Origin of the sequence: Curtobacterium sp. PsM8 (assembly GCF_030433875.1) — a bacterium.
Taxonomy (GTDB): Bacteria; Actinomycetota; Actinomycetes; order Actinomycetales; family Microbacteriaceae; genus Curtobacterium.
This window is the reverse complement of record NZ_JARUXD010000015.1, coordinates 36,449-62,083: the sequence shown is the minus strand read 5'-3', so window position 1 is coordinate 62,083 and position 25,635 is coordinate 36,449. Positions and strand designations below refer to the sequence as shown.

The 25,635-nt window shown below is 71.3% G+C and carries 25 protein-coding genes and 2 tRNA genes; 13 read left to right on the top strand and 14 right to left on the bottom strand.

Going from position 1 to position 25,635, the window contains the following annotated elements:
• Nucleotides 1-126: 126 nt before the first annotated feature.
• The 3 genes from QCD68_RS05570 to QCD68_RS05560 all read right to left on the bottom strand — a co-directional run bounded on the left by QCD68_RS05570 (nt 127) and on the right by QCD68_RS05560 (nt 4,853).
• Entirely contained in the window at nt 127-2,850 is a 2,724-nt protein-coding gene (locus QCD68_RS05570) for a M60 family metallopeptidase (protein ID WP_301222337.1), read from the bottom strand.
• A 90-nt stretch (nt 2,851-2,940) separates the two neighbouring features.
• Nucleotides 2,941-3,588 (bottom strand): response regulator, encoded by a 648-nt coding sequence (locus tag QCD68_RS05565; protein ID WP_301222336.1) that lies wholly within the window; start codon nt 3,586-3,588, stop codon nt 2,941-2,943.
• Complete coding sequence (locus QCD68_RS05560) at nt 3,585-4,853, bottom strand: sensor histidine kinase (RefSeq protein ID WP_301222335.1); 1,269 nt, start codon at nt 4,851-4,853, stop codon at nt 3,585-3,587. Before QCD68_RS05560 ends, QCD68_RS05565 begins: the two co-directional genes overlap by 4 nt.
• 147 nt (nt 4,854-5,000) lie before the next feature.
• Here QCD68_RS05560 and QCD68_RS05555 point away from each other — a divergent pair, with 147 nt between their 5' ends.
• The gene (locus tag QCD68_RS05555) at nt 5,001-6,029 is read left to right on the top strand and encodes a fibronectin type III domain-containing protein (RefSeq protein ID WP_301222334.1); all 1,029 of its coding nucleotides are present in this window, start codon (nt 5,001-5,003) and stop codon (nt 6,027-6,029) included.
• A gap of 173 nt (nt 6,030-6,202) precedes the next feature.
• Here the strand turns inward: QCD68_RS05555 and QCD68_RS05550 are convergent, their stop codons facing one another.
• Entirely contained in the window at nt 6,203-7,042 is an 840-nt protein-coding gene (locus tag QCD68_RS05550) for an alpha/beta fold hydrolase (protein ID WP_301222333.1), read from the bottom strand.
• Nucleotides 7,043-7,175: 133 nt separating this feature from the next.
• On the opposite strand from QCD68_RS05550, the gene QCD68_RS05545 reads away from it, so the two are divergent.
• Both QCD68_RS05545 and QCD68_RS05540 read left to right on the top strand, forming a co-directional pair.
• Nucleotides 7,176-7,757 (top strand): TetR/AcrR family transcriptional regulator, encoded by a 582-nt coding sequence (locus QCD68_RS05545; RefSeq protein ID WP_301222332.1) that lies wholly within the window; start codon nt 7,176-7,178, stop codon nt 7,755-7,757.
• A 96-nt stretch (nt 7,758-7,853) separates the two neighbouring features.
• The gene (locus QCD68_RS05540; protein WP_301222331.1) at nt 7,854-9,881 is read left to right on the top strand and encodes a M3 family metallopeptidase; all 2,028 of its coding nucleotides are present in this window, start codon (nt 7,854-7,856) and stop codon (nt 9,879-9,881) included.
• 151 nt (nt 9,882-10,032) lie between these two features.
• Here the strand turns inward: QCD68_RS05540 and clpX are convergent, their stop codons facing one another.
• Nucleotides 10,033-11,313: an ATP-dependent Clp protease ATP-binding subunit ClpX gene (gene clpX, locus QCD68_RS05535; protein ID WP_110903996.1), complete on the bottom strand. Its 1,281-nt coding sequence runs from the start codon at nt 11,311-11,313 to the stop codon at nt 10,033-10,035.
• A 185-nt stretch (nt 11,314-11,498) separates the two neighbouring features.
• On the opposite strand from clpX, the gene QCD68_RS05530 reads away from it, so the two are divergent.
• Together QCD68_RS05530 and QCD68_RS05525 are read left to right on the top strand one after the other, a co-directional pair.
• Nucleotides 11,499-12,251 carry a YcnI family copper-binding membrane protein gene (locus QCD68_RS05530; protein ID WP_301222330.1) on the top strand — a complete coding sequence of 251 codons (753 nt, stop codon included), beginning with the start codon at nt 11,499-11,501 and terminating at the stop codon, nt 12,249-12,251.
• On the top strand, nt 12,248-12,922 hold the full coding sequence (locus QCD68_RS05525) for a copper resistance CopC family protein (protein ID WP_301222329.1): 675 nt from the start codon (nt 12,248-12,250) through the stop codon (nt 12,920-12,922). The genes QCD68_RS05530 and QCD68_RS05525 overlap by 4 nt, the downstream gene beginning before the upstream one ends.
• 228 nt (nt 12,923-13,150) lie before the next feature.
• Here the strand turns inward: QCD68_RS05525 and QCD68_RS05520 are convergent, their stop codons facing one another.
• From QCD68_RS05520 to QCD68_RS05500, 5 genes are all read right to left on the bottom strand, one after another.
• Nucleotides 13,151-13,810: an ATP-dependent Clp protease proteolytic subunit gene (locus QCD68_RS05520; protein ID WP_111075987.1), complete on the bottom strand. Its 660-nt coding sequence runs from the start codon at nt 13,808-13,810 to the stop codon at nt 13,151-13,153.
• A gap of 26 nt (nt 13,811-13,836) precedes the next feature.
• Entirely contained in the window at nt 13,837-14,466 is a 630-nt protein-coding gene (locus tag QCD68_RS05515) for an ATP-dependent Clp protease proteolytic subunit (protein WP_111075986.1), read from the bottom strand.
• A 180-nt stretch (nt 14,467-14,646) separates the two neighbouring features.
• Complete coding sequence (gene tig, locus QCD68_RS05510; RefSeq protein ID WP_301222328.1) at nt 14,647-15,990, bottom strand: trigger factor; 1,344 nt, start codon at nt 15,988-15,990, stop codon at nt 14,647-14,649.
• A gap of 36 nt (nt 15,991-16,026) precedes the next feature.
• Nucleotides 16,027-16,103: transfer RNA gene (locus tag QCD68_RS05505), tRNA-Pro, on the bottom strand.
• A gap of 127 nt (nt 16,104-16,230) precedes the next feature.
• Complete coding sequence (locus QCD68_RS05500) at nt 16,231-16,494, bottom strand: hypothetical protein (RefSeq protein ID WP_301222327.1); 264 nt, start codon at nt 16,492-16,494, stop codon at nt 16,231-16,233.
• A 53-nt stretch (nt 16,495-16,547) separates the two neighbouring features.
• On the opposite strand from QCD68_RS05500, the gene QCD68_RS05495 reads away from it, so the two are divergent.
• From QCD68_RS05495 to rbsD, 7 genes are all read left to right on the top strand, one after another.
• Nucleotides 16,548-16,621: transfer RNA gene (locus tag QCD68_RS05495), tRNA-Gly, on the top strand.
• 347 nt (nt 16,622-16,968) lie between these two features.
• On the top strand, nt 16,969-18,027 hold the full coding sequence (locus QCD68_RS05490) for a LacI family DNA-binding transcriptional regulator (protein ID WP_301222326.1): 1,059 nt from the start codon (nt 16,969-16,971) through the stop codon (nt 18,025-18,027).
• 1 nt (nt 18,028) lies between these two features.
• Nucleotides 18,029-19,546 (top strand): sugar ABC transporter ATP-binding protein, encoded by a 1,518-nt coding sequence (locus tag QCD68_RS05485; protein ID WP_301222325.1) that lies wholly within the window; start codon nt 18,029-18,031, stop codon nt 19,544-19,546.
• Between the two features lie 98 nt (nt 19,547-19,644).
• The gene (locus QCD68_RS05480; protein ID WP_301222324.1) at nt 19,645-20,616 is read left to right on the top strand and encodes an ABC transporter permease; all 972 of its coding nucleotides are present in this window, start codon (nt 19,645-19,647) and stop codon (nt 20,614-20,616) included.
• Between the two features lie 76 nt (nt 20,617-20,692).
• A complete protein-coding gene (locus QCD68_RS05475; RefSeq protein ID WP_221850672.1) occupies nt 20,693-21,643 on the top strand; it encodes a substrate-binding domain-containing protein in 951 nt (316 codons plus the stop codon).
• Nucleotides 21,640-22,608 (top strand): ribokinase, encoded by a 969-nt coding sequence (locus QCD68_RS05470; RefSeq protein WP_301222323.1) that lies wholly within the window; start codon nt 21,640-21,642, stop codon nt 22,606-22,608. Before QCD68_RS05475 ends, QCD68_RS05470 begins: the two co-directional genes overlap by 4 nt.
• Nucleotides 22,605-22,988 (top strand): D-ribose pyranase, encoded by a 384-nt coding sequence (gene rbsD / locus QCD68_RS05465; RefSeq protein ID WP_301222322.1) that lies wholly within the window; start codon nt 22,605-22,607, stop codon nt 22,986-22,988. Before QCD68_RS05470 ends, rbsD begins: the two co-directional genes overlap by 4 nt.
• Before the next feature lie 56 nt (nt 22,989-23,044).
• On the opposite strand, the gene QCD68_RS05460 is transcribed toward rbsD, so the two are convergent.
• The 4 genes from QCD68_RS05460 to QCD68_RS05445 are packed head-to-tail and all read right to left on the bottom strand — an operon-like array spanning nt 23,045 to nt 24,944.
• Nucleotides 23,045-23,362: a transcriptional regulator gene (locus tag QCD68_RS05460; RefSeq protein WP_301222321.1), complete on the bottom strand. Its 318-nt coding sequence runs from the start codon at nt 23,360-23,362 to the stop codon at nt 23,045-23,047.
• A complete protein-coding gene (locus QCD68_RS05455; RefSeq protein ID WP_301222320.1) occupies nt 23,359-23,847 on the bottom strand; it encodes a hypothetical protein in 489 nt (162 codons plus the stop codon). Before QCD68_RS05455 ends, QCD68_RS05460 begins: the two co-directional genes overlap by 4 nt.
• A 33-nt stretch (nt 23,848-23,880) precedes the next feature.
• Entirely contained in the window at nt 23,881-24,420 is a 540-nt protein-coding gene (locus tag QCD68_RS05450) for a GNAT family N-acetyltransferase (RefSeq protein ID WP_301222319.1), read from the bottom strand.
• A complete protein-coding gene (locus tag QCD68_RS05445; RefSeq protein ID WP_301222318.1) occupies nt 24,417-24,944 on the bottom strand; it encodes a GNAT family N-acetyltransferase in 528 nt (175 codons plus the stop codon). Before QCD68_RS05445 ends, QCD68_RS05450 begins: the two co-directional genes overlap by 4 nt.
• 53 nt (nt 24,945-24,997) lie before the next feature.
• Here QCD68_RS05445 and QCD68_RS05440 point away from each other — a divergent pair, with 53 nt between their 5' ends.
• Nucleotides 24,998-25,624, top strand: a complete 627-nt coding sequence (locus QCD68_RS05440) for an HAD family hydrolase (RefSeq protein ID WP_301222317.1) — start codon at nt 24,998-25,000, stop codon at nt 25,622-25,624.
• Nucleotides 25,625-25,635: the final 11 nt, after the last annotated feature.

Here is a 25,635-nt window from a genome sequence, read left to right as displayed (position 1 = left end):
TGTTGTACTCCCCGGGGGGGGGGCCTGGTTGGGCGGGGCGGCCCCCGCCTCACCCGGGCGGGCCGGGGTGAGTTGTTGGCCCCCCGGGCCGTTCGGCGTCCGTCCTGCGCGGTCAGCGCTGCGCGGTCAGCGCTGCGGCACCGACTCGACCGGCACCGGGACGAGCGCACCGCCCGCGATCCGGTACGCCTGCCGCGTGGCGGTGTCCCGCCCGAGCGCGGTGTCCGCACTCCAGCGGAGCAGACGGTTGCCCGGTTCGAGGTGGTCGAGCACCAGGAACTGCCCGTCGTGGACCGCGACCTCGCCGAAGCGCGCGGCGAAGGCACCCGCGGTCTCGACGCCCCGGAGCCAGCCGTCGGTGACGGTGGTGCCGTCGGCCTCGACCACCCGGGCACCGGCGTACCGGGTCGAGAAGTTCCCGTGGGCGGTCGTGCCGCCGCCGGCCTTGTGCAGCCAGAGGGTGCCGCTCGCAGGGTCGAGGACGAGCTCGGCGATCACGGTGTCACCGAGACCGCGGTACTGCACCATGGTGCCGCGTCGGACGTCGACCGGGACGCGGACGACGTCGGGGGTACGGTCCGCGGCGAGGAACTCGACCTGGGCGGACCCGGCGCCGGTCCCGACGGCCAGGGTCTGCAGCCGGGCCCGTCCGACCGTGACGTCGGGGCCGGGGGTGGTCGTGAGTTCGAGTGCTCCGCCTGCGGTCCGCTGCCCGTAGGTCGCGGTCCCCGCCGCCTGCACGGAACCCGTCGGGACGGCGTACCGGACGACGTGGTCCAGGCGGTCGGTCCGGCGGTCGTGGTTGGCGGTGAGGTCGAACGCCGGGTCAGGGCGCTCGGCCGTCGCGGCGCGAGTCTGGTCGGTGAGTCCCAGTCCCCAGGCGTCGAAGAAGGCGGTGAGGTCACGATCGGTGACCTCGGAGGCGACCAGGGCGAACTGCTGCTTGCGCGCCGCGGTGTCCGAACTGCTCGGCACCGTCGCACCGAGCGCCCGGTCGACGCGGAACTGCTGGGCGATCCGGCCGTAGACGTCGTCCCCGAAGGCCCGGCGGAGCTGGTCGAACATGAGCACACGCAGCCAGATGTCCTGACGGTCGAAGTGCCGCTCAGCCTGGGGCAGGGCGAAGAACGTGGCCGCCTTCTTCCGGGTGGCGGCTTCGTCGAGCCGGTTCACACCCGGGGTCAGGTGCTCCTGGTTCGCCAGGGCGGAGACGTTCACGGACACCTCGCCGAGGCCCGACCAGTTCATCCAGTCCGGCTGGTAGGTGTGCCCGACCTCGTGCCAGAACGCCCACTGGTCCGCCGGCGCCTTCGACAGCAGGTCCCGCATCGCGCCGGTGTCGTTCTGGAAGCGGATCCAGTCGTGGGACGCGCTGGCGTAGCCACCCCCGGTGTCCGGGTTGGTGACGAGGACACGCTGTGGTGCCCGGTGTGCTGCCCCGGTCGCGGCCCGGTCGAGCCCGAACACGGCGTCGGTCTTCGCGACGAAGCGTTCCATCATCCGGATGCGGGGGCCGACCTGGATGCCCCGGTCGAGCAGCCAACGCTGGGCGATCGGCTTCTGCACCTGCACGAGGACGTCGTCGCCGATGAGCTCGACGATCGGCGCGGTCGACGACGCCATCCGCTCGGCGAACTGCGCCTCGGTCGTCTCGCCCTCGACGAAGGTCGCCATCGGTGCCCCGCCGTCCACGCGCACGGTCGTGGTCCGGGAGCCCTCGGCAGCGGTGTCGAGGAGGTGGACCGGCCCGCTCTTCGGCACGGTTAGGCGGTTCACGCCCGGCTGCAGCGGGACCGTCTGCACGCCGACGTCCTTCCCGCCGTTGAGGCCCGCGTACACGCCGTACAGACCGAAGCGTGCGGAGAGCCCGGAGACGCCCGCCGGCACCGTGATCGTGACGGTGTCGCCGGCGGTGACGGAACGACCGGTGGGCTCGTGTGCCGAGTGACGGTACGAGCGTCCCTCGGCACGACGTGCGGCCTCGGCGTCCCCGAGGGCACGGACCGGGACCACCGAGTGGGACGGCGCGACGACGAGGTGCTGCGGGGGCGTCGGTGCCTCCGGGGTCGTGACCGTGGTGGTGGCCGCCGGACCGGTGTTGCCGGCGGCGTCGACCGCGCTGATGGTGAACCGCACGGCGGTGCCGTCGGGCAGGTCGGCGATCCGGGCATCCCGCGCGTCCGCCGGCAGGTGCGTCGGGGCGGCACCCGCACGGGTGAGGACGTACCCGTCGACGCCGCGGTCGTCGGTGGCCGCTGCCCAGCGGAGGCGAGCGGTGTGCGCGTCCACGGGGTCGCCGGCGAAGTCGGGCACGGTGCTCGGCGCGACGGTGTCCTCGGCGGGGACCTCCGGACCGCTGCCGCCCTCGCCGTCGTCGCTGTCGTCGTCCGGGGTGCAGCCGGCCACGTCGGTGCCGTCGATGCTGCACGCCTGCACCGCCGGGACGACCGAGCCGTCGCCGGTCATGCCGAAGGACAGGTTCGCGGTGGCGCCGGGCGCGAGCTCCTGGCCGCGCTTCGCCGTGATGGTGACCTCGTCGCCGTGCTGCTCGGTGTCCGCCATCCAGCTCGCCCAGCTGTCGAAGGCACCACCGGTGACCCGGAACCGGAGTTGCCAGCCGGCCGGTGTCTCACCGGTGTTCCGGACGACGAACTGTCCGCCGGCGTACCACGCGGTCGCGTCCGACAGCTCGAGCGAGGCGGAGACCGAGCCCGAGCCGGAGCCGGCGGTCGTGGGCGCTGCCCGGTCCAGCGCGACGGCCGGGTCGGCGAACAGGACGGACCCGGCGAGCACGCAGGCCAGTGCGGGCAGCGCGCGAGGACGGGGTCGGCGGTGGGGACGGGACGACATCGGCAGGACTCCTCGGAGTGACGGGGACGGTCCTCCCATGGTCCGCGTGTCCCCGGCACGAGCCACGTCTCCGAATGGTGACGGCCGGGCTCAGACGAGACCGGCGCGGTGCGCGGCGATGGCGAGCTGGGTGCGGTTCTGCAGGCCGAGCTTGTCGAGGATGCGGGAGACGTAGGTCTTCGCCGACGTCGCGGTGACGCCGAGCCGCCCGGCGATCTGGGCGTTCGTCAGCCCCTCCCCCACGGCGACGACGAGCTCGCGTTCCCGGTCGGTGAGGTCCCCCAGGTCGTCGAACGGCAGCGGCTGCTCCTCGTGGTCGCGAGCCACGGCACGACGGACGACGGCGTCGGCCACCGCGGGCGCGAGCACACACCGTCCGGCGGCGACGTCCACGATCGCGGCGGGCAGTTCGTGCGGGCGTGCGCCCTTGAGCAGGAACCCGGAGGCACCGGCAGCGAGGGCGCGGAGCACGTCGTCGCCGTCGTCGAACGCGGTCAGGACGAGGACGGTCGGAGCTGCCGGACACTCGCGCAACCGCCGGGTCGTCTCGATGCCGTCGATGCCGGGCATCCGCAGGTCGACCACGGCCACGTCGCACCGGAGGCGGCGGGCTGCGGCCACGGCACGCTCGCCGTCGCTGCACTGCGCCACCACGACGAGTCCGGGCTCGGACTCGATGACGATCCGGAGGCTCGACCGGATGTCGTCGTCGTCGTCCACCAGCAGCACGCGGGTCATCGGGGCAGCTCGAGGTCGAGACGGAAGCGGCCGTCCGGGGTCCGAGCGTGTCGGAGGCGACCGCCGACCTCTGCCGCGCGTTCGGCAGCGACCGCCAGCCCGTGTCCCCCGGTCCGGCAGGCGTCGGCGAGCCCGTCGACGACTGCTCCGCCGGCTGCGACACCGGCTGCGACGGAGCGCGACGGGACGGCGTTCCGGAACGTCACCACCAGTCGGTCCGGCAGGAGGGCTGCGGTGACCTCGACCACGCTGCCCGGAGCGTGCTTCCGTGCGTTGTGCAGGGCCTCGGCGGCGACCGCGTCGAGGACCGCGGCGCACCGGGTGTCGAGCCCCGCGGTCCGGGCGAGCGGTCCGGCGGCGGGTCCCCGGCGGACGACGTCCTGACCGTCCTCGAGCGCCGCGTCGAAGGACTCCTGCCAGGACGGTGTCGCGAGGGAGCCGGCATCGGTCGCGACGGGGTGCCGAGTGACCGGCTGTGCCTCGGTGCGGCGGAGCAGACCGACGACGAAGTGCAGGTCCTCGAGCAGTCCGGCGCCGCTGTCGGCGATGCGGGTGGCGAGACGACGGGTCGCTTCGTCGTCGCTCTGGGCAGCGAGCGCCGTGGCGTGGAGCGTCATCCGGCTCACCCCCTGTCCCACGACGTCGTGCAGGTCGCGGCTGAGGCGGAGCCGCTCCTGCGCAACGACGTCGGCCGCCCGGGCGGCTGCGGCGGCGGCCTGCAACCGGAGCCGTTCCTCCCGGGCGCGGACCACCCGACGCGCCTCACCGACGGCGCCGCCCACCAGGGCGGGGAGCACGACGGCGACGAGGGGCGCGGACTCGGCGGGGACCGCGACGTGGCCGGCCCGGAACATGCACGGGTCGGGCACCAGCCCGAGGGGGTGCAGGACGGTGAAGACGCCGAGGACGACCCACCAGCCGCGTCCCCGGCGCGCGGCGACCACGGCGCTCATCACGACGACGAACGAGCACGAGCCCGTCATCGCCCAGACGATCGGGGCCACAACCGTCGGCAGCAGCGGCCAGCGGTGCACGGCGTACAGCGACAGCCCGCCGATGACGAACACGAGCACCTGCAGGAGGTCCGGCGCAGCCCGGGCCGCGAGGGCGTCGTACCAGACGCTGTAGCCGGTGACGGCCACCGGCAGGACGACGGCGCCGATGCGCGCGATCCGACGGAGGCGGTCCGACGGCGTCTCGACGAGTCGTTCGAGCGGGCGGAGCGGACGATCGATCGTCGCGTCAGTCGACATGTTGGATATCACGTATCGAGTGTAGACCAAGCAGCAGCGATGGTTTCCTGTCGACTTCCGGAGACGCCCCGCCGGCCCGGGCACGCTGCACGATGGTCGACGTCCGCACCGGCGGACACGATCCGCTCCGGCGGACGTTCCCCTCCGAAAGGCATCCTGATGTCCCTCCGCTCCTCCACCCTCGCCACCGCCGCGATGACCGCCGCGATGATCGGGTGCACGCTGCTCGCCCCGTCCGTCGCCTCGGCCGCACCGACCCAGGAGGCCGCGACCGGCACCGCAGGCCAGCTCCAGATGTGGGACGGCAGCCAGCACTACAGCAGCGGTCAGTTCGTCATCACGAACCCGACCGCGGGTGCGTCGGACTGGGAGCTGACGTTCTCGGTGCCGAACGGGTCATTCGAGAACCACTCCGACTGGAACGTGGACGCACAGGTCGACGGCGACCGCGTGACGCTCACGCCGAAGAACGGCGCACTGGCAGCGGGCATGAGCGAGTACGTCTCGTTCGGCATCGCCGGTGACGGGTCGAGCGCCCTCACCGTCCAGGGCTGCGACCTCGGTGGCGCCGCGGTCGGCGGCTGCTCGGCGGCTGAGGACCAGGGTCAGGCACCGACCACGCCGGGCGACGTCCACGTCACCGACGTCGCGCACGACCGGGTGACCGTCAACTGGACCCCGAGCACCGACGACGGCCCCGGCATCCTGTACACCGTGACGCTCCTGCGCGACGGCGACGTGATCCGCGAGTACCCCGTACCCGGCGCCCACCGCACGAGCCAGGTCGTCGACCGCCTCGACCCGGACCGCGACTACGAGGTGGTCGTCGCCGCACAGGACTCGGACGACAACGTCAGCGCCGCCGAAGCCGTGTCGTTCACCACGGCCGCCGATCCGTCGGTCGCCGGGCCCGTCATCCCGGCGGACGTCCACGCGAACGCCGAGCAGTCCGACCGCGTCATCGTCAACTGGAACTCGCCGGTCACGCCCGAGCTGCTCGGCCACCAGGTCCTGCTCTTCCAGGACGGCGAACTCATCCGCGCCCACGTGATCGCGAACCCGCGCCAGGCGTCGGTCATCGTCGACCGCCTCACTGCGGGGACCGACTACGAGGTCGCGGTCCTGGCGTACGACCGGACCGGCCACGAGACGACCTCCGACCGGGTCGCGTTCACCACGGCGCGCTGACCGCGCGAGCCGGGCGCACCGCCCGCTCGAGCCGGGCGACCTGGCGGGGCCGACCCGGGCCTCCCGTCCGGAGATCCACGAACGGAACCGGCCTGGCGTCGCGGGACCACCGCGGCACCAGGCCGGTTCCGGAGCCGGTCAGGCGCGGACGCCGGACCGGGATCGCCGAGGGATCAGGACTCGGCGAGCCAGGAGAGCAGCACCGCGTTGACCTCGGCGGTGTGTGTGGTGAGGAGGCCGTGAGGGGCGCCCTCGATCTCGACGTAGCGGGCGGCGGGCAGGGCCTTCGTGAAGCGACGCCCGGTGGCCTCGATGGGCAGGACGTTGTCCGCGGTGCCGTGCACGATGAGCGCGGGCACGGTGACCTTCGGGATGTCCTGACGGAAGTCCGTCGGCCAGGTCAGCGGAGCGGCGACGGACGCGATCGCACCGGAGCCGGCAGCGACGTTCCAGGCGTTCCGCACCTGCTCCTCGGAGATCCGGCTGCCGAGGTTCTCGTCGAGGTTGAAGAAGCCCTCGTAGAAGGACGTGAAGTACGCGTAGCGGTCCTTCGCGACGTCGGCGGAGACACCCTCGAAGAAGGACATCGGGGCGGCACCGTCGGGGTTGTCGTCGGTGACGGCCAGGTACGGCTCGAGCGAGGCCAGGAACGCGACCTTGGCGATCCGGTCCTGACCGTGGCGACCGATGTAGCGGGCGATCTCGCCGGTGCCCATCGAGAAGCCGACCAGGACCACGTCGTGCAGGTCGAGGGTCGTCAGGACGGTGTGCAGGTCGTCGGCGAAGGTGTCGTAGTCGTAGCCGGTCGAGGGCTGCGACGACTGACCGAAACCGCGGCGGTCGTAGGTGATGACGCGGTACCCGGCGTCGAGGAGCGGGGGCACCTGGCCCTCCCACGAGTTGCCGTCCAGGGGGAAGCCGTGGATCAGGACGACGGGCTGACCCTGGCCCTTGTCCTCGTAGTGGAGCGCGATGTCGACGCTGTTCTCGGTCCCGACGGTGATGGATCCCATGGTGTTCCTCCTGGTGAAGTGCACTGAGGCCGTCCAGAGAACGGTCGTTCTCCGGCGGTGTCGCCTACACTAGAGAACGATCGTTCCCGACGCAACCCCGTCGTCGTGGACACCGAGTGGACGGAGCATGGACATGGCGACGAGCACGGTCGAACCCGAGACGGCAGCACGGATCGTCGAGACCGCGGACACGCTCTTCTACACGCGCGGCATCCAGGCGGTCGGCATGGACGAGATCCGCTCCACCGCCGGCGTCTCGCTGAAGAAGCTCTACGCCGCGTTCCCCGGCAAGGAGCAGCTCATCGCCGCCGTCCTCGCCGGCCGTCACGACTTCTGGGAGCAGGGCATCCGGGCCGCGGTCGACGCCGCCGACGGCCCCCGTGCGCAACTGCTCGCCGTCTACGACTTCCTCGAGTCCTGGTTCGGGGACGAGACCTTCCGCGGCTGCGGCTTCATCAACGCGTTCGGGGAGCTCGGCGCGACCTCCCCCGCCATCGCCGAGATCGCCCGCGCGCACAAGGACTCGTTCCAGCGCTTCGTCGCCGGGATCACCGCGCAGGCCATCCCGGACACCGACCGGGCGGAGGAGCTCGCAGCACAGCTCGCGCTGCTGGCCGAGGGCGCCCAGACCACCGCTGCCATCGCGGGGACGACCGAGGCGGCCGTGCACGCCCGCCGGGCGGCTGCGGTGCTGATCGACGCCGCGACGCACTGAGGCCGGCGGACCCGGCGCCCGACGGGCCCGCCGCCCAGCATCCGCCCGCTGCCGGTCCGGTCACCCACCCGCCGCCCGCATCGCTAGGTTGGGGCGATGGCCACTCCGTTCGATGGACCGAGCACCCTCCCCTACGCCCTCCCCCCGTTCGACGACGTCCGGACCGAGCACTACCGGCCGGCCTTCGACGCGGGCATGGCCGAACACCGCGCGGAGGTCGAGGCGATCGCCACCGACCCGGAACCGCCGACCTTCGAGAACACCCTGGTCGCGCTCGAGCGTGCCGGGCAGCTGCTGCAGCGCGTCGAGATGGTCTTCTCCACCGTCACCTCGGCCGACTCCACCGACGAGCTCCGTGACCTCGAGGCCGAGCTCTCCCCGCTCCTCGCCGCCCACCGGGACGCCATCGTCCTGGACGGCCGCCTGTTCGCCCGGGTCCGCGCCGTGCACGACGCGCTGGATGCGACCCCGGGCCGTTCCGACGAGGACCGCCACCTGGCCGAACGCACGCTGACCGAGATGACCCTCGCCGGCGCCGGACTCGACGACGCGGGCAAGGAGCGCCTGACCGCGATCAACCAGGAGCTGTCGACCCTCACGACGACCTTCGAGCGGAACCTGCTCGAGGACACCAACGACGCCGCGGTGCACGTCACCGACGAGTCCGAACTCGCCGGCCTCGACGACGGCGCGAAGTCCGCCGCCGCGGGTGCCGCCGCCGACCGTGGTCTCGACGGCTGGCTCGCCACCCTGCCGCTCTACACCGGACACCCGTGGCTGGCGACGCTCACCGACCGTGGCCTGCGCCAGCGGATCATGGAGGCGTCGCTCTCCCGCGGCCGTCGCAGCAACGCCTTCGACAACCGGGACGTCCTGCTGCGCATCGTCCGCCTCCGCGCCGAGCGAGCCGAACTGCTGGGCTTCCGCGACCACGCGTCGGTCGTCACCGCGGACGAGACGGCCGGCACCCCGGAAGCCGTGGCGGGCCTCCTGTCCTCCCTGGTCACCGCCGCCGTCGGGAACGCCCGCGACGAACGCGAGGCACGCGCCCGCACCGTCGGCCACGACGTCGAGTCGTGGGACTGGGCGTACGCCACCGAGGTCCTCCGCGGTTCGCAGTTCGCCGCGGACAGCAGCGCGCTCCGCCCGTACCTGGAGGCGGACCGGGTCCTCCGCGACGGCGTCTTCCACGCGGCGGGCGCCCTCTACGGCCTGCGGTTCACCGAGCGCCCGGACCTGCACGGCTACAACGACGAGGTCCGCGTCTTCGAGGTCGTCGACGAGCAGGACGCCCCGGTCGGGCTCTACCTGCTCGACCTGTACACGCGCGACGGCAAGCGCGGTGGGGCGTGGATGAACCCCGTCGTCGAGCAGTCACACCTGCTCGGCACACTGCCCGTCGTCGTGAACAACCTCAACGTGCCGAAGCCCGCGGCCGGCTCGCCCACCCTGCTGACGCAGGACGAGGTCGAGACCCTGTTCCACGAGTTCGGCCACGCCCTGCACGGGCTGATCGCCCGGACGACGTACCCGCGGTTCTCCGGCACGAACGTCGAGCGCGACTTCGTCGAGTTCCCGTCACAGGTGAACGAGATGTGGGTCACGTGGCCGTCGGTCCTGGCGAACTACGCCAAGCACCACGAGACCGGCGCGTCGATGCCGCCCGAGCTCGTCCTGGGGCTCAGCGACTCCGAGGGGTTCAACGAGGGGTTCGGCACGACCGAGTACCTCGCCGCCGCGCTGCTCGACCAGGCCTGGCACCGACTCACCGCCGCCGAGGCCGCTGCCGTCACCGACGTCGAGGCATTCGAACGGGAGGCCCTGGTCGCCTCCGGCATCGACGCCCCGGCCGTCCCGCCCCGCTACTCGTCGACGTACTTCGCGCACACGTTCTCCGGCGGGTACGACGCCGGCTACTACGGGTACATCTGGAGCGAGGTGCTCGACGCCGACACCGTGGAGTGGTTCCGCGAGCACGGCGGACTGTCCCGCGAGGCCGGTGGACGCTTCGCGCGGCTGGTGCTCGGCGTCGGTGGCGCGAAGGACCCGCTCGAGGCCTACCGTGAGTTCCGCGGCCGCGATGCCGAGGTCGGCCCGCTCCTGCGGCGCCGCGGCCTCGAGTAGCGGCGCGGCCGGCCGGTCCAGTCCAGTCCACGAAACACCGGTGTTCGTCGGTTGCGCCGCGGAAAGACGCGGCGTGACGCACGAACACCGGTGTTCCGCGAACTCGGCGGACGGACGGGAGGCGCGGTGCCGGCCCGCCCCGTGCGTCCGACTACGCGGACTTCTCGACGCGCTTCGGTGCGGACCGCGGCACGATCGTCGGCGCCGCGTTCTCGAGCACCGACGCCCGGGTGACGACCACACGGGCCACGTCGTCGTCCGAGGGGACGTCGAACATGATCGGCCCGAGGACCTCTTCCATGATCGCGCGGAGGCCGCGGGCACCGGTCTGGCGGAGGACCGCCAGGTCGGCGATCGCCTCGAGCGCCGCGTGGTCGAACTCGAGCTCGACGCCGTCGATCTGGAACATCCGCTGGTACTGGCGCACCAGGGCGTTCTTCGGCTCGGTCAGGATCTGCATGAGCGCGGCCTGGTCGAGCTTCGACACCGTGGTGACGACGGGCAGACGACCGATGAACTCGGGGATCAGACCGAACTTGTGCAGGTCCTCCGGCAGGACCTCGGAGTAGAGGTCCTGGTGGTCGGTCGGGCTGTGCAGCTGGGCACCGAAGCCGATGCCGTGCTTGCCGACGCGCGACGAGACGATCTCTTCCAGCCCGGCGAACGCCCCGGCGACGATGAACAGCACGTTCGTCGTGTCGATCTGGATGAACTCCTGGTGCGGGTGCTTCCGACCGCCCTGCGGCGGCACCGAGGCGACCGTGCCCTCGAGGATCTTGAGCAGCGCCTGCTGCACGCCTTCGCCGGAGACGTCGCGGGTGATCGAGGGGTTCTCGGCCTTCCGCGCGATCTTGTCGACCTCGTCGATGTAGATGATGCCGGTCTCGGCGCGCTTGACGTCGTAGTCGGCCGCCTGGATCAGCTTGAGCAGGATGTTCTCGACGTCTTCGCCGACGTACCCGGCCTCGGTCAGGGCGGTGGCGTCCGCGACGGCGAACGGCACGTTCAGCCGCTTGGCCAGGGTCTGCGCCAGGTACGTCTTGCCACAGCCGGTCGGGCCGATGAGCAGGATGTTCGACTTGGCGATCTCGACGTCGTCGCGGTCCTCGGCGGCGGTGATCTGCCCCTGCGCCCGGATCCGCTTGTAGTGGTTGTAGACGGCGACCGCGAGTGCGCGCTTCGCCGGGTCCTGGCCGATGACGTACTCCTGCAGGAAGTCGAAGATCTCGCGCGGCTTCGGCAGGTCGAACTCGCCGCTGCCGGTGTCCTCGCCCGCTTCGGCGAGGCGCTCTTCGATGATCTCGTTGCAGAGCTCGACGCACTCGTCACAGATGTAGACGCCGGGTCCGGCGATCAGCTGCTGTACCTGCTTCTGGCTCTTCCCACAGAAGGAGCACTTCAGGAGGTCGGCGCTCTCTCCGATGCGTGCCATGCTCTCGGCCTTCCCTGGTCGACGTGCACCGCCAGTGCGGTCCACGAGGTCGTCGTGGGACCGAGCCTAACCGCAACCAGGGACACAGTCGGGGACCCCCGGCCGCGTTCGCCCAGGGCGTGGTCGGCCTGGTAGCGTGAGGGGCGTTTCTCTACAAGTTGTAGAGAACGGCTCCTGGAGGAACCATGCAGAAGCGCCTCGCCACCGGCGGTGTCGTGACCCTCGGCGTCGCCGCCGCCATCGTCCTCGGCACCGCGGCCTCGGCCAGCGCCCACGTCGAGGCCGAAGCGTCGTCGACCGCCGTCAACTCGTACACCACCGTCACGTTCTCCGTGCCGCACGGCTGCGACGGCTCCCCCACCACGAAGCTCCAGTTCCACGTGCCCGAGTCCGTGATCGAGGTCACGCCGACCGTGAACCCGAACTGGACCATCACGAAGGCCACCGAGCCCTACACGGCCCCGAGCTCCGCCGCCGGTTCCGACGAGGACGAGGCCGAAGCCGCCGCCGAGCGCGTCACCAGCGTCACCTACACCGCGAAGACCCCGCTCCCCGCCGACGAGCGCGACACCTTCTCGCTCTCGTTCTCCCTGCCCGACGGCAAGGCCGGCGACACCGTGTCGATGCCCGTCACGCAGACCTGCGAGAAGGGCTCCACCGAGTGGGACCAGGCCACCAAGGCCGGGCAGGCCGAGCCGGAGCACCCCGCGCCGACCATCACGCTGACCGCCGCCGCCGCCGGCGACGACGAGCACGGCACCACCGCGTCGACCGAGTCCGACGAGGCCGCCGCGACCACGGCCTCCAGCGCGTCCACCTCCGTCCCGGCGGACCCGGACCTGGTCGGCCGCTTCCTCGGCCTCGGCGGTCTGCTCCTGGGCGCCGTCGCGCTGGTCGTCTCGGTCGCCGCCACGCGGCGACGCGGCAGCAGCAAGTGACGACGGGCGAGCGGCCGGGCACGCATCCGGCGGCGCGCCGCCGGGTCCGGGCCGGGAGGCTCGGTGCCGGGACGCTCGCCGCCCTCACGCTCGTGGGTGGTGCGGTGCTCGGCCTCGCGGCCCCGGCCAGCGCGCACAACTACGTCATCGCCGCGACCCCGGCGTCGAACAGCACGCTGACCGAACTGCCGAAGACCTTCGCGATCACCACGAACGACCGCCTGCTCGACATCGGCGACACCGACTCCGGGTTCGCGTTCCGCATCGTGGGTCCGGACGGCCGGTACTTCGAGAACGGCTGCGTCGACGTCGAGGGCCCGACGATGTCCACCGCGGCCGCGCTCGGGAAGTCGGGCAAGTACCAGGCCGAGTGGCAGATCATCTCGGCCGACGGGCACACCGTCTCGGACTCGTACGACTTCACGTGGAAGGCCCCGGCGGGCTTCTCCCCCGCCACCGGCACCACGAAGCCGCCGACCTGCGCCACCGCGGGCAACGGTTCGACCGCCGCGGCGAGCACGACGGGCACGGAGTCCGGCACCTCGGCGTCGACGACGTCCGACGCACTGTGGATCGGTGCCGGCGGGCTCGTCGTCGTGGCCGCGGTCGTCGCCGTCCTGTTGCTCGTGCGTCGTCGCCCGGCGCCCGCCGCTGACGCCGACGAGGACTGACCGGCACGCCACGCCCGCCGGCGTCGTCCCGACCGGTCGAGACACCCCGCTCACCTCCGCCGAGCGGTCACGAATCGTCGGACTGGCCTCGCGAGAGCGACCGTTCGTGACCACTCGGCGAGACGCATGCGGGCGTAGCGGATCCACTCACCCCGGTGACGACGACCGACCCCGGGTACGACGACGGCCCCGCACCGAAGGGGTGCGGGGCCGTCGTCGTACCGAGCGCTACTTGACGAGCGCGGGGAGGTTCTTGCGGCTGGTGAGGACCTGGTCGATCAGGCCGTACTCCACGGCTTCCTGGGCGGACATGATCTTGTCGCGCTCGATGTCGTGGTTGATCTCGGCCGGCGTCTTGTTCGAGTGCTTCGACAGCGTCTCCTCGAGCCAGGTGCGCATACGGAGGATCTCCGCTGCCTGGATCTCGATGTCGGACGCCTGGCCACCACCCTGCTGGACGGCAGGCTGGTGGATGAGCACACGGGCGTTCGGGAGCGCCAGGCGCTTGCCCGGCGTGCCGCCGGCCAGGAGCACCGACGCGGCCGAGGCCGCCTGACCGAGGCAGACCGTCTGGATCTGCGGACGGATGTACTGCATCGTGTCGTAGATCGCCGTCATCGCGGTGAACGAGCCACCGGGCGAGTTGATGTACATCACGATGTCGCGGTCGGGGTCCATCGACTCGAGCACGAGCAGCTGGGCCATGACGTCGTCCGCGGACGCGTCGTCGACCTGCACGCCGAGGAACACGATGCGGTCCTCGAAGAGCTTCGCGTACGGGTCCTGACGCTTGTAGCCGTAGGCCGTGCGCTCTTCGAAGCTCGGGAGGATGTACCGATCAGAGGGGGCCGGGACGTTCTGCGCGCCACCGAGCATGGGGAGATGCATTCTCGTTTCCTTTTCTTCGGTGGTGATCAGGACTGGGCGTCGGGCTCGGCCGCAGGGGTCTGCGTCTCGCCGTCGTTGACGGTTCCGCCACCACCGACGACCTCGGCGGACGAGGCGCGGAGGTGGTCGACGAAGCCGTACTCCAGGGCTTCCTGCGCCGAGAACCAGTTGTCGCGGTCGTTGTCCTTGAGGACCTGCTCGATGGACTTGCCGGTCTGCTCGGCAGTCAGCTCCGCCATGCGCTGCTTCATGTCGAGGATGACCTTCGCCTGCGTCTGGATGTCGGCAGCGGTGCCACCGAACCCACCGGACGGCTGGTGCAGGAGCACACGGGCGTTCGGCGTGATGTAGCGCTTGCCGGGCGTGCCGGACGAGAGCAGGAACTGCCCCATCGAGGCGGCGAGGCCGATGCCCACCGTGACGATGTCGTTCGGCACGAACTGCATCGTGTCGTAGATCGCCATGCCGGCGGTGATCGAGCCACCGGGCGAGTTGATGTAGAGGTAGATGTCCTTCTCAGGGTCCTCGGCGGCGAGCAGCAGCAGCTTGGCTGCGATCTCGTTCGAGTTGTCGTCGCGGACCTCGGAGCCGAGCCACACGATCCGGTCTCTCAGAAGGCGGTCAAAAACACTGGGGTTCAGTGTTGCTTCGGCCATGGAAAAGCTCCCGTTCAGTTGTCGCTTGTTGTCGAACTTATCGGTTGCAACGCACGTGGTCGCGTGTGTTCGCTGTCGGCGGTCAGCAGGTCAGGGAACGCGGTCGGGACGTGCGGTGGAACGAACGGGAGGCACGGTGCCAGCTGGCACCGTGCCTCCCGTTCGTGCGGATGGTCGCGACTACTTCGCGTCGGCCTCGGCCGACTCGTCGTCCGTGTCGGTCGACTCGTCGCCGGCGTCCTCGGCGACACCCGCGGTGAACGCGGAGAGGTCGACCGGCTTGCCGTCGGTGTCCTTCACGGTGACCTTCGACAGGACGGTGGCGACGGCCTTCGAGCGAGCGACCTCGCCGACCATGCCGGGGATCTGGCCGTTCTGGTCGATGACCTTGATGAACTCGGCCGGCTCCATGCCGTACTGCGCAGCGGCCTGGATCAGGTACTGCGTGAGCTCTTCCTGCGAGACCTGGATCTGCTCCTTCTCGGCGATGGAGTCGAGGAGGATCTGCGAGCGGAAGGCCTTCTCGCTGGACTCGGCGACCTCCTTGCGGTGCTCGTCGTCCTCCAGACGGTTCTCCTGCTCGAGGTGACGGTGCACCTCGTCCTCGATGAGCTTCTCGGAGATCGGGATCTCCACCGACTCGAGGAGCTGCTCGACGAGCTTGTCGCGAGCGGCAGCGCCCTGGCCGAAGGTCTTCGACTTGGCGATCTGCTCCTTGAGGTCCGCCTTGAGCTCGTCGAGCGTGTCGAACTGGCTCGCGATCTGGGCGAACTCGTCGTCGGCCTCGGGGAGCTCGCGCTCCTTGACGGCGGTGACGGTCACGGCGATCTGGGCGGTCTCGCCCTCGCGGTCGCCACCGACGAGCTTCGACTCGAAGGTGGTGGACTCGCCGGCGGTGAGGGACTCGAGCGCCTCGTCGATGCCCTCGAGCAGGTCGCCCGAACCGATCTCGTAGGAGACGCCGGTGGCCGAGTCGACCTCGTCGTCACCGATGGTGGCGGTCAGGTCGAGCTGGGCGAAGTCGCCCGAGGTGGCCGGACGGTCCACGGTCACGAGGGTGCCGAAGCGCGTGCGGAGGTTCTGCAGCTCTTCGTCGATCTCGTCGTCGGAGACCTCGACCGCGTCGACCGTCAGCTCGAACGAGCTGTAGTCGGGCAGGTCGAACTCCGGACGGACGTCGACCTCGAAGGTGAGGACGAGGTCGCCGGAGAAGTCCTTGACGTTCGGGAGCTCGGCGACGTCCGCCTCGGCACGGCCGAGGATGCGCAGTTCCTGCTCGTCCACCGCCTGGCGGTAGAAGGTGTCGATGGCGTCGCCGACGGCGTGGTTCAGGACCTCGCCACGACCGACGCGCTGGTCGACGATCGCCGGCGGGACCTTGCCCTTGCGGAAGCCGGGGATGTTGATCTGCTCTGCGATGTGCTTGTACGCGTGGTCGATGCTCGGCTTGAGATCGTCCGGCGTCACGTTCACGGTGAGCTTGACGCGGGTGTCGCTCACCTTGTCGACGGTGCTGGTGGCCAAGGGATGTTCTCCTGTTGGTTGACGTTCGATGTGACCTGGTCGGGGCGACAGGATTTGAACCTGCGACCTCCCGCTCCCAAAGCGGGCGCTCTACCAAGCTGAGCTACGCCCCGGTACGAGGGCCAGGATCGTCGCGTGCGCCGTTCAGCGCGCGGGCAGGACGAGTCCAGCCCAGCGACCTCGACGAGTCTAGCGGGCTCCAGGTGCACGATCCCCGGTAGGACTCCCGGTTGTGGGAAGTCAGTCGTCCGCGGCCCGTCGCAGACCCCGTCGCCACTGCACCCCGACGACGACCTGGACCGCCAGGGCAGCCGCCCCGAGGAGCAGGCCGGCGACGATGCGCCACACGTGCAGCAGGGCGTGCCAGGGCTGGGTCTGCGGGTCGCCGAACAGGTCCGGGCGGAGCGAGAACACCACCGCGGCCAGGGCCACCAGCACGTAGGACAGCACCCGGGAGCGCTTGATCGTGCGCTGCGACGACTCGTCCGGCGGCGGCAGGATCATGGCGGTGTCGATCGTCCGGTATGGTGGTGGGGCTGCGACACGTGCGCAGGCGCGGGGATGTAGCTCAATGGTAGAGCCCCAGTCTTCCAAACTGGCTACGCGGGTTCGATTCCCGTCATCCCCTCCAAATCCGGGCTGTCACTATGCATCCGGGCTGGCACTGCACCGATCCGCGATCCCCGCCATCCCCTTCACCTCCGAGCTGGCACTGCGCCGATCGGCGATCCCCGCCGTCCCCTCCACTTCCCCGTTCCAGCGTCGGTTGGCGCCAATCTGGCCCGCCGTCTGGCCGGCGCTGCTCGGGCGCGCCGTCGTCCCGCTCGCGCGAGTCCTCCGCGACGGCGACAGCCCCGCCCGAGCACACGCGCACGGCCGTCGACGGCAGCGCTTGACAGTCGCCGGGCACGGTCCCTATGGTCATGGAATCGATTCCATGGAATCGATTCCATGACTCGCCCAACGGAGTGCTCACCGATGAACACCGTCACCATCAAGGACGTCGCCGCCCGCGCCGGCGTCTCCGCAGCGACGGCCTCCCGCGTGCTCTCCGGCAACGCCGCCACCAGCGAAGAGTCCCGCCGAGCGGTCGAGCAGGCCGCGAAGGACCTCGACTTCCGGCCGAACCTGCAGGCCCGCGCACTGCGCTCCACGCGGTCGGACACCATCGGCCTGCTGGTCTCCGACGTCCGCAACCCGTTCTTCGCCGACCTCGCGCACACGATCGAGCAGGCGGCACTGGCCGAGGGCTACGTCACGCTCCTCGGCAACGCGAACGAGCGCGCCGACCAGCAGAACCGGTACCTCGACACGCTCATCGCCCGTCGGGTGGACGGCGTCATCGTCGCGCCCCAGGGCAACGACACCGGCACCGTGCAACAGCTCGTCGACCGTCAGGTCCCGACCGTCTTCGTGGACCGCGTGATCCCCGGCCTCGACGTGCCGAGCGTGACGACGGACAGCAGCACCGGCATCTGCCAGACCGTCGAGCACCTCGCCGCCCTCGGCCACACCCGCATCGGCTACATCGCCGGCCCGCAGAGCGTCTCGACCGGCCGGGAGCGCTTCACCGCCTACCAGGACGCCGTCGCCGCAGCCGGGCTGAGCGAGGACCCCGACCTCATCGTCTTCGGCGACTTCCAGGCCGCGTCGGGTTCCGCCGGGGTCACCACACTGCTGCAGCTCGCCGACCCGCCCACCGCGATCTTCGCCGCGGACAGCCTGATGGCCGTCGGGGCGATCGCGATCCTGAACCGTCTCGGGCTGCGCCTGGGGCGGGACATCGCACTGGTCGCCTTCGACGACATCGAGTGGTTCTCCCTGCTGGAGCCCGCACTCTCCGTCGTCGCCCACAGCGTGGAGGACATGGGCCGCGTCGCCGTGGACCTCCTCCGCGACGTCATCGACGGCGGCCGTCCCGAGTCCGTCCGTCTGCCGAGCGAACTGATCGTCCGCGCTTCCTCGGCCGCCCCCATCCGACCCGTCCGGCCGGCCGCATCGTCGCGCCCCGCCGCAGAGCAGCACCCGGAGAACTGACATGGCCCAGACACCGCTCCTGACCCTCGACCGCGTCAGCAAGTCGTTCGGTCCGGTCCAGGTCATCACCGACGTCACGGTCGACGTCCACGCCGGCAAGGTCCAGGTCCTCCTGGGCGAGAACGGTGCCGGCAAGTCGACCCTCATCAAGATGATGTCGGGGATCCACCAGCCCGACGGCGGACGGATCCTGGTCGACGGAGCCGAGGTGAGCCTCCCGACCGTCACCGCCGCGGAGCGGCTCGGCATCGCGACGATCCACCAGGAGCTCAACCTGGTCGGCACGCTCAGCGTCGCCGAGAACGTGATGATGGGCCGGATCCCGACCCGCTTCGGGCTGGTCGACCGGAAGACGCTCCGTCGTCAGGCCGAGGCCGCGCTCGCCGTGATCGGGCTCGACGTCGACGTCGACACGCCCGTCGGCGAGCTCGGCATCGCCCGACAGCAGCTGGTAGAGATCGCGAAGGCGCTCAGTGTGGAGGCGCGGATCCTGATCCTGGACGAGCCCACGGCAGCACTCACCCGCCACGAGACCGAGGCGCTGTTCCGGGTCGTCGCCGACCTGCGCGCCCGGGGCGTGGGGATGCTGTTCATCAGCCACCACCTCGACGAGATCGCCGAGATCGGCGACACGGTCGCCGTGCTGCGCGACGGACACTTCGTCGCCGAGGTCCCGGCGTCGACCCCGGAGGACGAACTCGTCCGTCTGATGGTCGGCCGGAGCATCGAGGAGCAGTACCCGACCGGCAGCGCCGTCGTGGACCGCGCCGACCCGGTCCTGCGCGTCGAGCACCTCACGGCGGCCGGTCGGTTCCAGGACGTCTCCTTCGACGTGCACGCCGGCGAGATCGTCGGCATCTCCGGACTCGTCGGCGCCGGTCGGACCGAACTGGTCCGGGCGATCGCCGGGGCGGACGGCTACGACAGCGGCACGGTCACGGTCCGCGGGCGGCAGCTCGGCAAGGGCAGCGTCGCCGGGGCGATCCGCGCCGGCATCGGCCACGTGCCGGAGGACCGCAAGGGCCAGGGCCTGGTGCTCGGTGCCTCGGTCAACGACAACCTCGGCTACGCCACGCTCGCGTCCAGCGCCCGGGGCGGACTCGTCGACTTCGCCGGACAGAAGCAGCGTGCCGAACAGGTCGCCGCCCGACTGCGGATCCGGATGCACGACATCGAGCAGCCGATCGGATCGCTCTCCGGCGGCAACCAGCAGAAGGCCGTCTTCGGGCGGTGGATCCTGGCCGGCTCGAGCGTGCTCCTGCTCGACGAACCCACCCGCGGCGTCGACGTGGGAGCGAAGGTCGAGATCTACGAACTCGTCAACGCCATCACCGCGGCCGGAGGCGCCGTCGTGATGGTGTCGAGCGAGCTGCCCGAGGTGCTCGGCATGAGCGACCGGATCCTCGTGATGCGGGACGGCCGGATCGCCGGCGAACTCGACGGCGCCGATGCCACCGAGGACGCCGTGATGACCCTGGCGGCCCGCGACGTCCCGGACACCGAGGCCGACGCCGCCTGAGCCGCCGGTCGCCCGAGCGACTCCTCCCCCGCACGGCCCGACGCGGCCGCGCGCCCTCCCCGCGTACAGCGCAGTACCCACCAGAAAGCACAAGCCGCATGTCATCGACCACTGTGAAGGCCTCGAACCGGTCCTCCTCGTTCACGAAGTTCCTGGCGAACAACGGCGCCCTCGTCGGCCTCGTCGTGCTCTGCATCGCCCTCTTCATCGCGACGCCGGACTTCCTGACCGGCCGCAACATCCTCAACATCGGCATCCAGGTGTCGACCGTGGCCGTGCTCGCGTTCGGTGTCACGTTCGTCATCGTCGCGGGCGGCATCGACCTGTCCGTCGGCTCCGTCGCGGCACTCTCGGCGATGGTCTCGGCGTGGTTCTTCGCGACCGCAGGGCTACCCGGCTGGCTCGCCCTGGTCGGCGGTCTCGTCGCGGGGCTCGTCACCGGCGTCGTGAACGGTCTGGCGAGCGCCTACGGCAAGCTGCCGTCGTTCATCGCGACCCTGGCGATGCTCAGCGTCGCCCGTGGTCTCACGCTCGTGCTCTCCGACGGCAAGCCCGTGCCGACCTCGCCCCAGGTGTCGTTCCTCGGTGGGGACATCGGCCCCGTGCCGGTGCCGATCATCGTCCTCGTGGTCGCCGCCCTGATCGCGTCGTTCATCCTCAACCGCACCGTGATCGGTCGGAGCATGTACGCCGTCGGCGGCAACGCGGAGGCAGCACGGTTGTCGGGCCTCCCGGTCAAGCGCATCGTCGTCGTCGTCTTCGGCCTGTCCGGGCTGTTCGCCGCCCTCGCCGGTCTGCTGCTGGCGGGTCGCCTCGACTCGGCGCAGCCGCAGGCTGCCAGCGGCTACGAGCTCGACGCGATCGCGTCGGTCGTCATCGGTGGCGCCTCACTCGCCGGTGGTGTCGGCCGGATCTCGGGCACCTTCATCGGTGCGCTCGTCCTCGTCGTGATCCGCAACGGGCTGAACCTGCTCAACGTCAGCTCGTTCTGGCAGCAGGTCGTCATCGGCCTGGTGATCGCCGTCGCCGTCGGCTTCGACGTGCTCCGCCGCAAGACGCGCAGCAGCTGACGCGCGTCCCCCACAGCTTCCTCACTCCCCCACCCCTCTCCCCACTCCCTCTCCCTCTCCCCCAAAGGAATCAACGATGAAGTTCTCCTCCTTCCAGAAGGTCGCCACCGTCGGCGTCGTCGCCGGCCTGGTCGTCCTCGGCACCGCCGGGTGCAACCGCACGAGCAACACCGGCGCCTCAGGCGCTGGCGACATGAAGATCACGCTCGCCCTCTCCACGCTCAACAACCCGTTCTTCGTCGAGGTCCGCGACGGCGCGAAGGCCGAGGCGAAGAAGCAGGGCGTGACCCTCGACGTCGTCGACGCGCAGAACGACTCCGCCCAGCAGGCCAACCAGCTGCAGACCGCCTCGAGCGGCAGCACGAAGGCCGTCATCGTCAACCCGGTCGACTCCGACGCCGCCGGCCCGAGCGTCACCGCCCTGAACAAGGCGAAGATCCCGGTGGTCGCTGTCGACCGCACCGTCAACGACGCCTCGGTCGACTCGTTCATCGCGAGCGACAACGTCGCCGGTGGCAAGCAGGCCGCCGACGACCTGGCGAAGGCGATCGGCGAGAAGGGCGAGATCCTCGTCCTGCAGGGTCAGGCCGGCACCTCCGCCAGCCGTGACCGCGGCAAGGGCTTCGCCGAGGGCATCAAGGCCTACCCGGGCATCACGGTGGTCGGCAAGCAGACCGCGAACTTCGACCGCGCCACCGCACTCGACGTCACCACCAACCTGCTGCAGGCTCACCCCGACGTCGTCGGCGTCTTCGCCGAGAACGACGAGATGGCCCTCGGTGCGATCAAGGCCCTCGGTGCGAAGGCCGGCACGAGCGTCAAGGTCGCCGGCTTCGACGGCGAGGCCGACGGCCTGAAGGCGATCGAGGACGGCACGCTGAGCAGCTCGGTCGCCCAGCAGCCCGCCAAGCTCGGCGCCCTCGCGGTCGACCAGGCCGTGAAGGCGGTCTCCGGCAAGGCCGACAAGACCGTCCAGGTACCCGTCGTGTCGGTGACCAAGAGCAACGTCGGAGACTTCACCAAGTGAGCCGTCCCACTGGAACCGTGGTCGTCGTGGGTTCGCTCAACGTCGACCAGGTCGTGACCGTCGATCGCCACCCCGCGCCGGGTGAGACGCTCGTCGCGACCTCCTTCGCCCTGCTGCCCGGCGGCAAGGGCGCGAACCAGGCGGTCGCGGCCGCCCGCCGGGGTGCACCGACCGTGATGGTGGGGAGCGTCGGACGAGACGGTGCGGCGGAGGTGGCCACGAGCCTCCTGGCCGACAGCGGCGTCGACGTGACGCACGTCCGCGCGGTCGACGTCCCCACCGGGCTCGCGACCGTGACGGTCGACCGCACCGGCGAGAACACGATCGTCGTGGTCCCCGGGGCCAACGCGTCCACCGGTGCGGAGGCCGTGCTCGCGGCCTCGGACACCGTCGCGTCGGCCGCCGTGGTCGTCCTGCAAGGCGAGGTCCCTGCAGACGGCATCGCGGCCGCCGCCACGGCGGCGACCGGGCGGGTCCTGCTCAACCTGGCACCCGTGGTGCCCGTCGGACGGCAGGTCGTGCTCGCGGCCGACCCGCTCGTCGTCAACGAGCACGAGGCAGCCCTCGTCCTCGCGCAGCTCGTCCCCGGCTCAGCGGTGCCGACCGACGAGGCAGCGCTGGTCGGAGCACTGCGGTCGCTCGGCATCCGTTCGGTGGTCGTGACGCTCGGTGCACGCGGTGCGCTGGTCTCCGACGGAGAGCACGACGACGCCGGCGCCCGGCCCGTCGTGGTCGCCGTGCCGTCGCCCCGGGTGACCGCGGTGGACTCCTCGGGCGCCGGCGACGCGTTCGTCGGCGCGCTGGCGGCCGGGCTGGCCGCGGGCGACACCCTGCTCGGGGCAGCTCGACAGGCCGTCCGCGTCGGTGCGTTCGCCGTGCAGGGCGTCGGCACGCAGCCGTCCTACCCGACGCTCGACGACGAGCTGCCGCAGGTCGAGACCGAGGACGCGGAGGTCCGCGCGTGAAGAAGAGCGGGATCCTCAACGCCGAGCTGAACGCCGGGCTGAGCCGACTCGGGCACGGGGACCTGGTCGTCGTCGCGGACTGCGGACTGCCGATCCCGCCCGGGGTGCCGGTCGTCGACCTCGCCCTCGTGCACGGCGTCCCGCGGTTCGTCGACGTCCTCGGCGCACTGCTCGGCGACGCGGTGTTCCAGGAGTGCATCGCGGCGTCCGAGGCCGCAGGCACCGAGGCCGACACCTGGCTCGGCGACCGGTTCCCGGACCGCCGTTCGGTGTCGCACGAGGAGCTGAAGGCGATGTCCGCCCAGGCACGGCTGTTCGTCCGCACCGGCGAGGCCACGGCGTTCGCGAACGCGGTGCTGGTCTGCGGCGTCCCGTTCTGACCGTTCCCGCGGTGCTGCCGGGCTGACGTCGGCCGGTCTCGACCGGCCGGCCGGCGTCAGCCCAGCAGTGCGCGCAGGGCCGCGACGTGTCCGCGGTAGGCGATGCGACCCTCCGGGGTGAGTGCGAGCCACGTCTTGACACGTCCCTTGCCGGTCGGCTTGCGCACCGTCAGGTACCCGGCGTCCTGCAGCACCTTGACGTGCTTGCTCGTCACCGAGTCGCTCGCGCCGAGCACGTCGCGCACGACCGAGAACTCGGCCTGGTCGAGCGGCTCGAGGAACGCGCAGATCTGCAGACGGTTCGGCGCGTGGACGACCTCGTCGAACGCCCCGCTCCCGCCGCTCCCCCGGTCGGTCGTCGGCGTGGTGGTCACGAGACCCGGACCCGGCCGCGACGCAACTCCGACCGGAGCCGACGGTCGAACCGGCTGCCGGCCATGACCATCGCCAGGGCGACGACCACGGCCAGGACCCACACCGGCCACCGGAGGCCCGTGGACTCGTGCACGACGAAGGCAGCGAGCACCGCGACCAGGTCGAAGACCCCCACCGCCACAGCCCACCACGTCGCGGACCCGGCGCGGAGCCCGGAGACCCACACGCCGGTGAGTCGTCGGTAGGCCGAGACCAGCGCGATGATCCCGGCGAAGAAGACGAGGAGCACGACCACGCGGACGCGGGCGTCGCCGAGCACGTAGCCGACCAGGTACCCGCCGCTGAGCAGGCCGAGGACGGGGTGGTACCACAACGGGGTCACCAGACGATCGGCGACGGAGGCCCGGGTCGCGTCGACCGCGGCGAGCGCCTGTCGGGCGTCGGTCGGGTCCTCGTGGTCGACGTGCGCCGATTCGTTTTCCATGTCGGCAAGTCAATCACTTGCCGTTGCGGAAAGTCAATGGCCGGACGACACCGGAGGGTCGTCGCGCAGCCGCTGGAACATGCGGTGGTCCTGCCACCGGCCCGCGATCTCCAGGTACCGCGGAGCGAGCCCGTACTGGAGGAAGCCGTTCCGGACCAGGACCTGCTGGGACGCGGTGTTGTGGACGAGGGTCTCCGCCTGGACCCGGTGCAGGCCGAGGTCATCGAACGCGTGCCCGAGCGCGGCGGCGACCGCCCGGGTGGCGAGACCGCGGCCGGTGCGGTCCTCTGACAGCCAGTACCCCATCGCGCACGACCGGAACGGACCGCGCACGATGCCGCTGAGCGTCAGACGTCCGGCTACCTCACCGGCGGCGTCGAGGACCACGAACGGTACGCTCTCGCCGCGACGGTGGCGCTCCAGGGCCAGGTCGATGTCCCGCCGTTGCCCCTCGACGGTCTCGTGGTCGTCGGCGCGGATCGGACTCCACGGGGCGAGGAACGCCCGGTTGCGGACGAGCAGGTCGGCGAGCGCCGCGCTGTCGTCCGGTTCGACCAGACGGATCACGGTCATCGCGGGCGCCCGTCGAGCACCCGGACGAGTTCGAGCGTGTCGCCCGCCGTGAACCCGATGGGCCGTGTCCGCCCGGTCGGGACGAACCCGTGCCGCGTGTAGAAGCGTCGCGCTGGCTCGGCGTGCTCGTCCACGTACAACCGGAGGCGCGTGGCACCTCGTCCGTGCGCCCACCGGAGGATGCCGTCCAGCAGTGCGTCGGCCACCCCGTTCTCGCGCCCGCGGCGGTCCGGGGACACGAAGACGCCGGTGAGGACCGGGTCGGGTCCGTCGTCGTCGTTGCTCTGCGCGCTCATCATGCCGATCCACCGGCCGGTGTCGGTCTCGACGGCAGCGAGGCTGGTCGCGTCCTCGGCCTGGCCACGCCGGGCTCGGAGCCGCCAGTCGTCCTCCGTCATCGCGAGCGTCGTCTCGAGGGTCGCCCCGTAGGAGATCGGGTTGTCGGCCGCGTTCTCGCTCCGCAGGCCACGCACCAGCGGCCAGTCGTCCTCGACGGTTCGGCGGACGGAGAACGAGACGGCCATGTCAGCGACCGTACCGGGCTGTGCGCTCACGGCCGGGGTGCGAGGATCGGCGGGTGCAGAACGGACGAGTCCCCACGGGCCTCCGGGCGGTCGTCTTCGACGTGGGCGAGACGCTCGTGGACGAGTCCCGGATCTGGTGGCGCACCGCCGAGCTCGCGGGCGTCCCACCGTTCACGCTGATGGCGCTCCTCGGCGCGCTGATCGAGCGGGGCGAGGACCACCGCGAGGTGTGGCGGATCCTCGGGGTCCCGCACCCGCCCGTTGTGCCGCCGATCGAGGCGGTCGACCTGTACCCGGACGCGGTCGCGACGCTGGAGGCGGTCCGAGCCCACGGCCTCCTGGTCGGCATCGCGGGGAACCAGCCGGCCGGGGTCGAGCAACAGCTGCGAGCGGCCGGTTGCGCGCCGGACTTCATCGCGTCGTCGACGTCCTGGGGCGTGGCGAAGCCGTCGCCGGAGTTCTTCGACCGGGTCGTGGCGGCGTCCGGCTACCGGGCCGACGAGGTCCTGTACGTCGGCGACCGCCTGGACAACGACGTGCGGCCGGCGCAGGCGGCCGGGATGCGGACCGCGTTCCTCCGTCGCGGACCGTGGGGGCACGTGCACGCCGAGCGGGGCGAGGCCGGCCGGGCCGACCTCCGACTGGACACCCTGGACGACCTGGTCCGCGCACTCCCCTGACGACGCCACGG

Excerpts from the sequence above, each read along its gene's own strand:
- QCD68_RS05570 (WP_301222337.1), bottom strand. The coding sequence starts at position 2,850 with ATGTCGTCCCGTCCCCACCGCCGACCCCGTCCTCGCGCGCTGCCCGCA.
- QCD68_RS05520 (WP_111075987.1), bottom strand. The coding sequence starts at position 13,810 with ATGCATCTCCCCATGCTCGGTGGCGCGCAGAACGTCCCGGCCCCCTCT.
- clpX (WP_110903996.1), bottom strand. The coding sequence starts at position 11,313 with ATGGCACGCATCGGAGAGAGCGCCGACCTCCTGAAGTGCTCCTTCTGT.
- QCD68_RS05540 (WP_301222331.1), top strand. The coding sequence starts at position 7,854 with ATGGCCACTCCGTTCGATGGACCGAGCACCCTCCCCTACGCCCTCCCC.
- QCD68_RS05445 (WP_301222318.1), bottom strand. The coding sequence starts at position 24,944 with ATGGCCGTCTCGTTCTCCGTCCGCCGAACCGTCGAGGACGACTGGCCG.
- QCD68_RS05490 (WP_301222326.1), top strand. The coding sequence starts at position 16,969 with ATGAACACCGTCACCATCAAGGACGTCGCCGCCCGCGCCGGCGTCTCC.
- QCD68_RS05565 (WP_301222336.1), bottom strand. The coding sequence starts at position 3,588 with ATGACCCGCGTGCTGCTGGTGGACGACGACGACGACATCCGGTCGAGC.
- QCD68_RS05500 (WP_301222327.1), bottom strand. The coding sequence starts at position 16,494 with ATGATCCTGCCGCCGCCGGACGAGTCGTCGCAGCGCACGATCAAGCGC.
- QCD68_RS05545 (WP_301222332.1), top strand. The coding sequence starts at position 7,176 with ATGGCGACGAGCACGGTCGAACCCGAGACGGCAGCACGGATCGTCGAG.
- QCD68_RS05555 (WP_301222334.1), top strand. The coding sequence starts at position 5,001 with ATGTCCCTCCGCTCCTCCACCCTCGCCACCGCCGCGATGACCGCCGCG.
- QCD68_RS05450 (WP_301222319.1), bottom strand. The coding sequence starts at position 24,420 with ATGACCGTGATCCGTCTGGTCGAACCGGACGACAGCGCGGCGCTCGCC.
- QCD68_RS05485 (WP_301222325.1), top strand. The coding sequence starts at position 18,029 with ATGGCCCAGACACCGCTCCTGACCCTCGACCGCGTCAGCAAGTCGTTC.
- QCD68_RS05455 (WP_301222320.1), bottom strand. The coding sequence starts at position 23,847 with ATGGAAAACGAATCGGCGCACGTCGACCACGAGGACCCGACCGACGCC.
- QCD68_RS05530 (WP_301222330.1), top strand. The coding sequence starts at position 11,499 with ATGCAGAAGCGCCTCGCCACCGGCGGTGTCGTGACCCTCGGCGTCGCC.
- QCD68_RS05550 (WP_301222333.1), bottom strand. The coding sequence starts at position 7,042 with ATGGGATCCATCACCGTCGGGACCGAGAACAGCGTCGACATCGCGCTC.
- QCD68_RS05475 (WP_221850672.1), top strand. The coding sequence starts at position 20,693 with ATGAAGTTCTCCTCCTTCCAGAAGGTCGCCACCGTCGGCGTCGTCGCC.
- QCD68_RS05480 (WP_301222324.1), top strand. The coding sequence starts at position 19,645 with ATGTCATCGACCACTGTGAAGGCCTCGAACCGGTCCTCCTCGTTCACG.
- QCD68_RS05515 (WP_111075986.1), bottom strand. The coding sequence starts at position 14,466 with ATGGCCGAAGCAACACTGAACCCCAGTGTTTTTGACCGCCTTCTGAGA.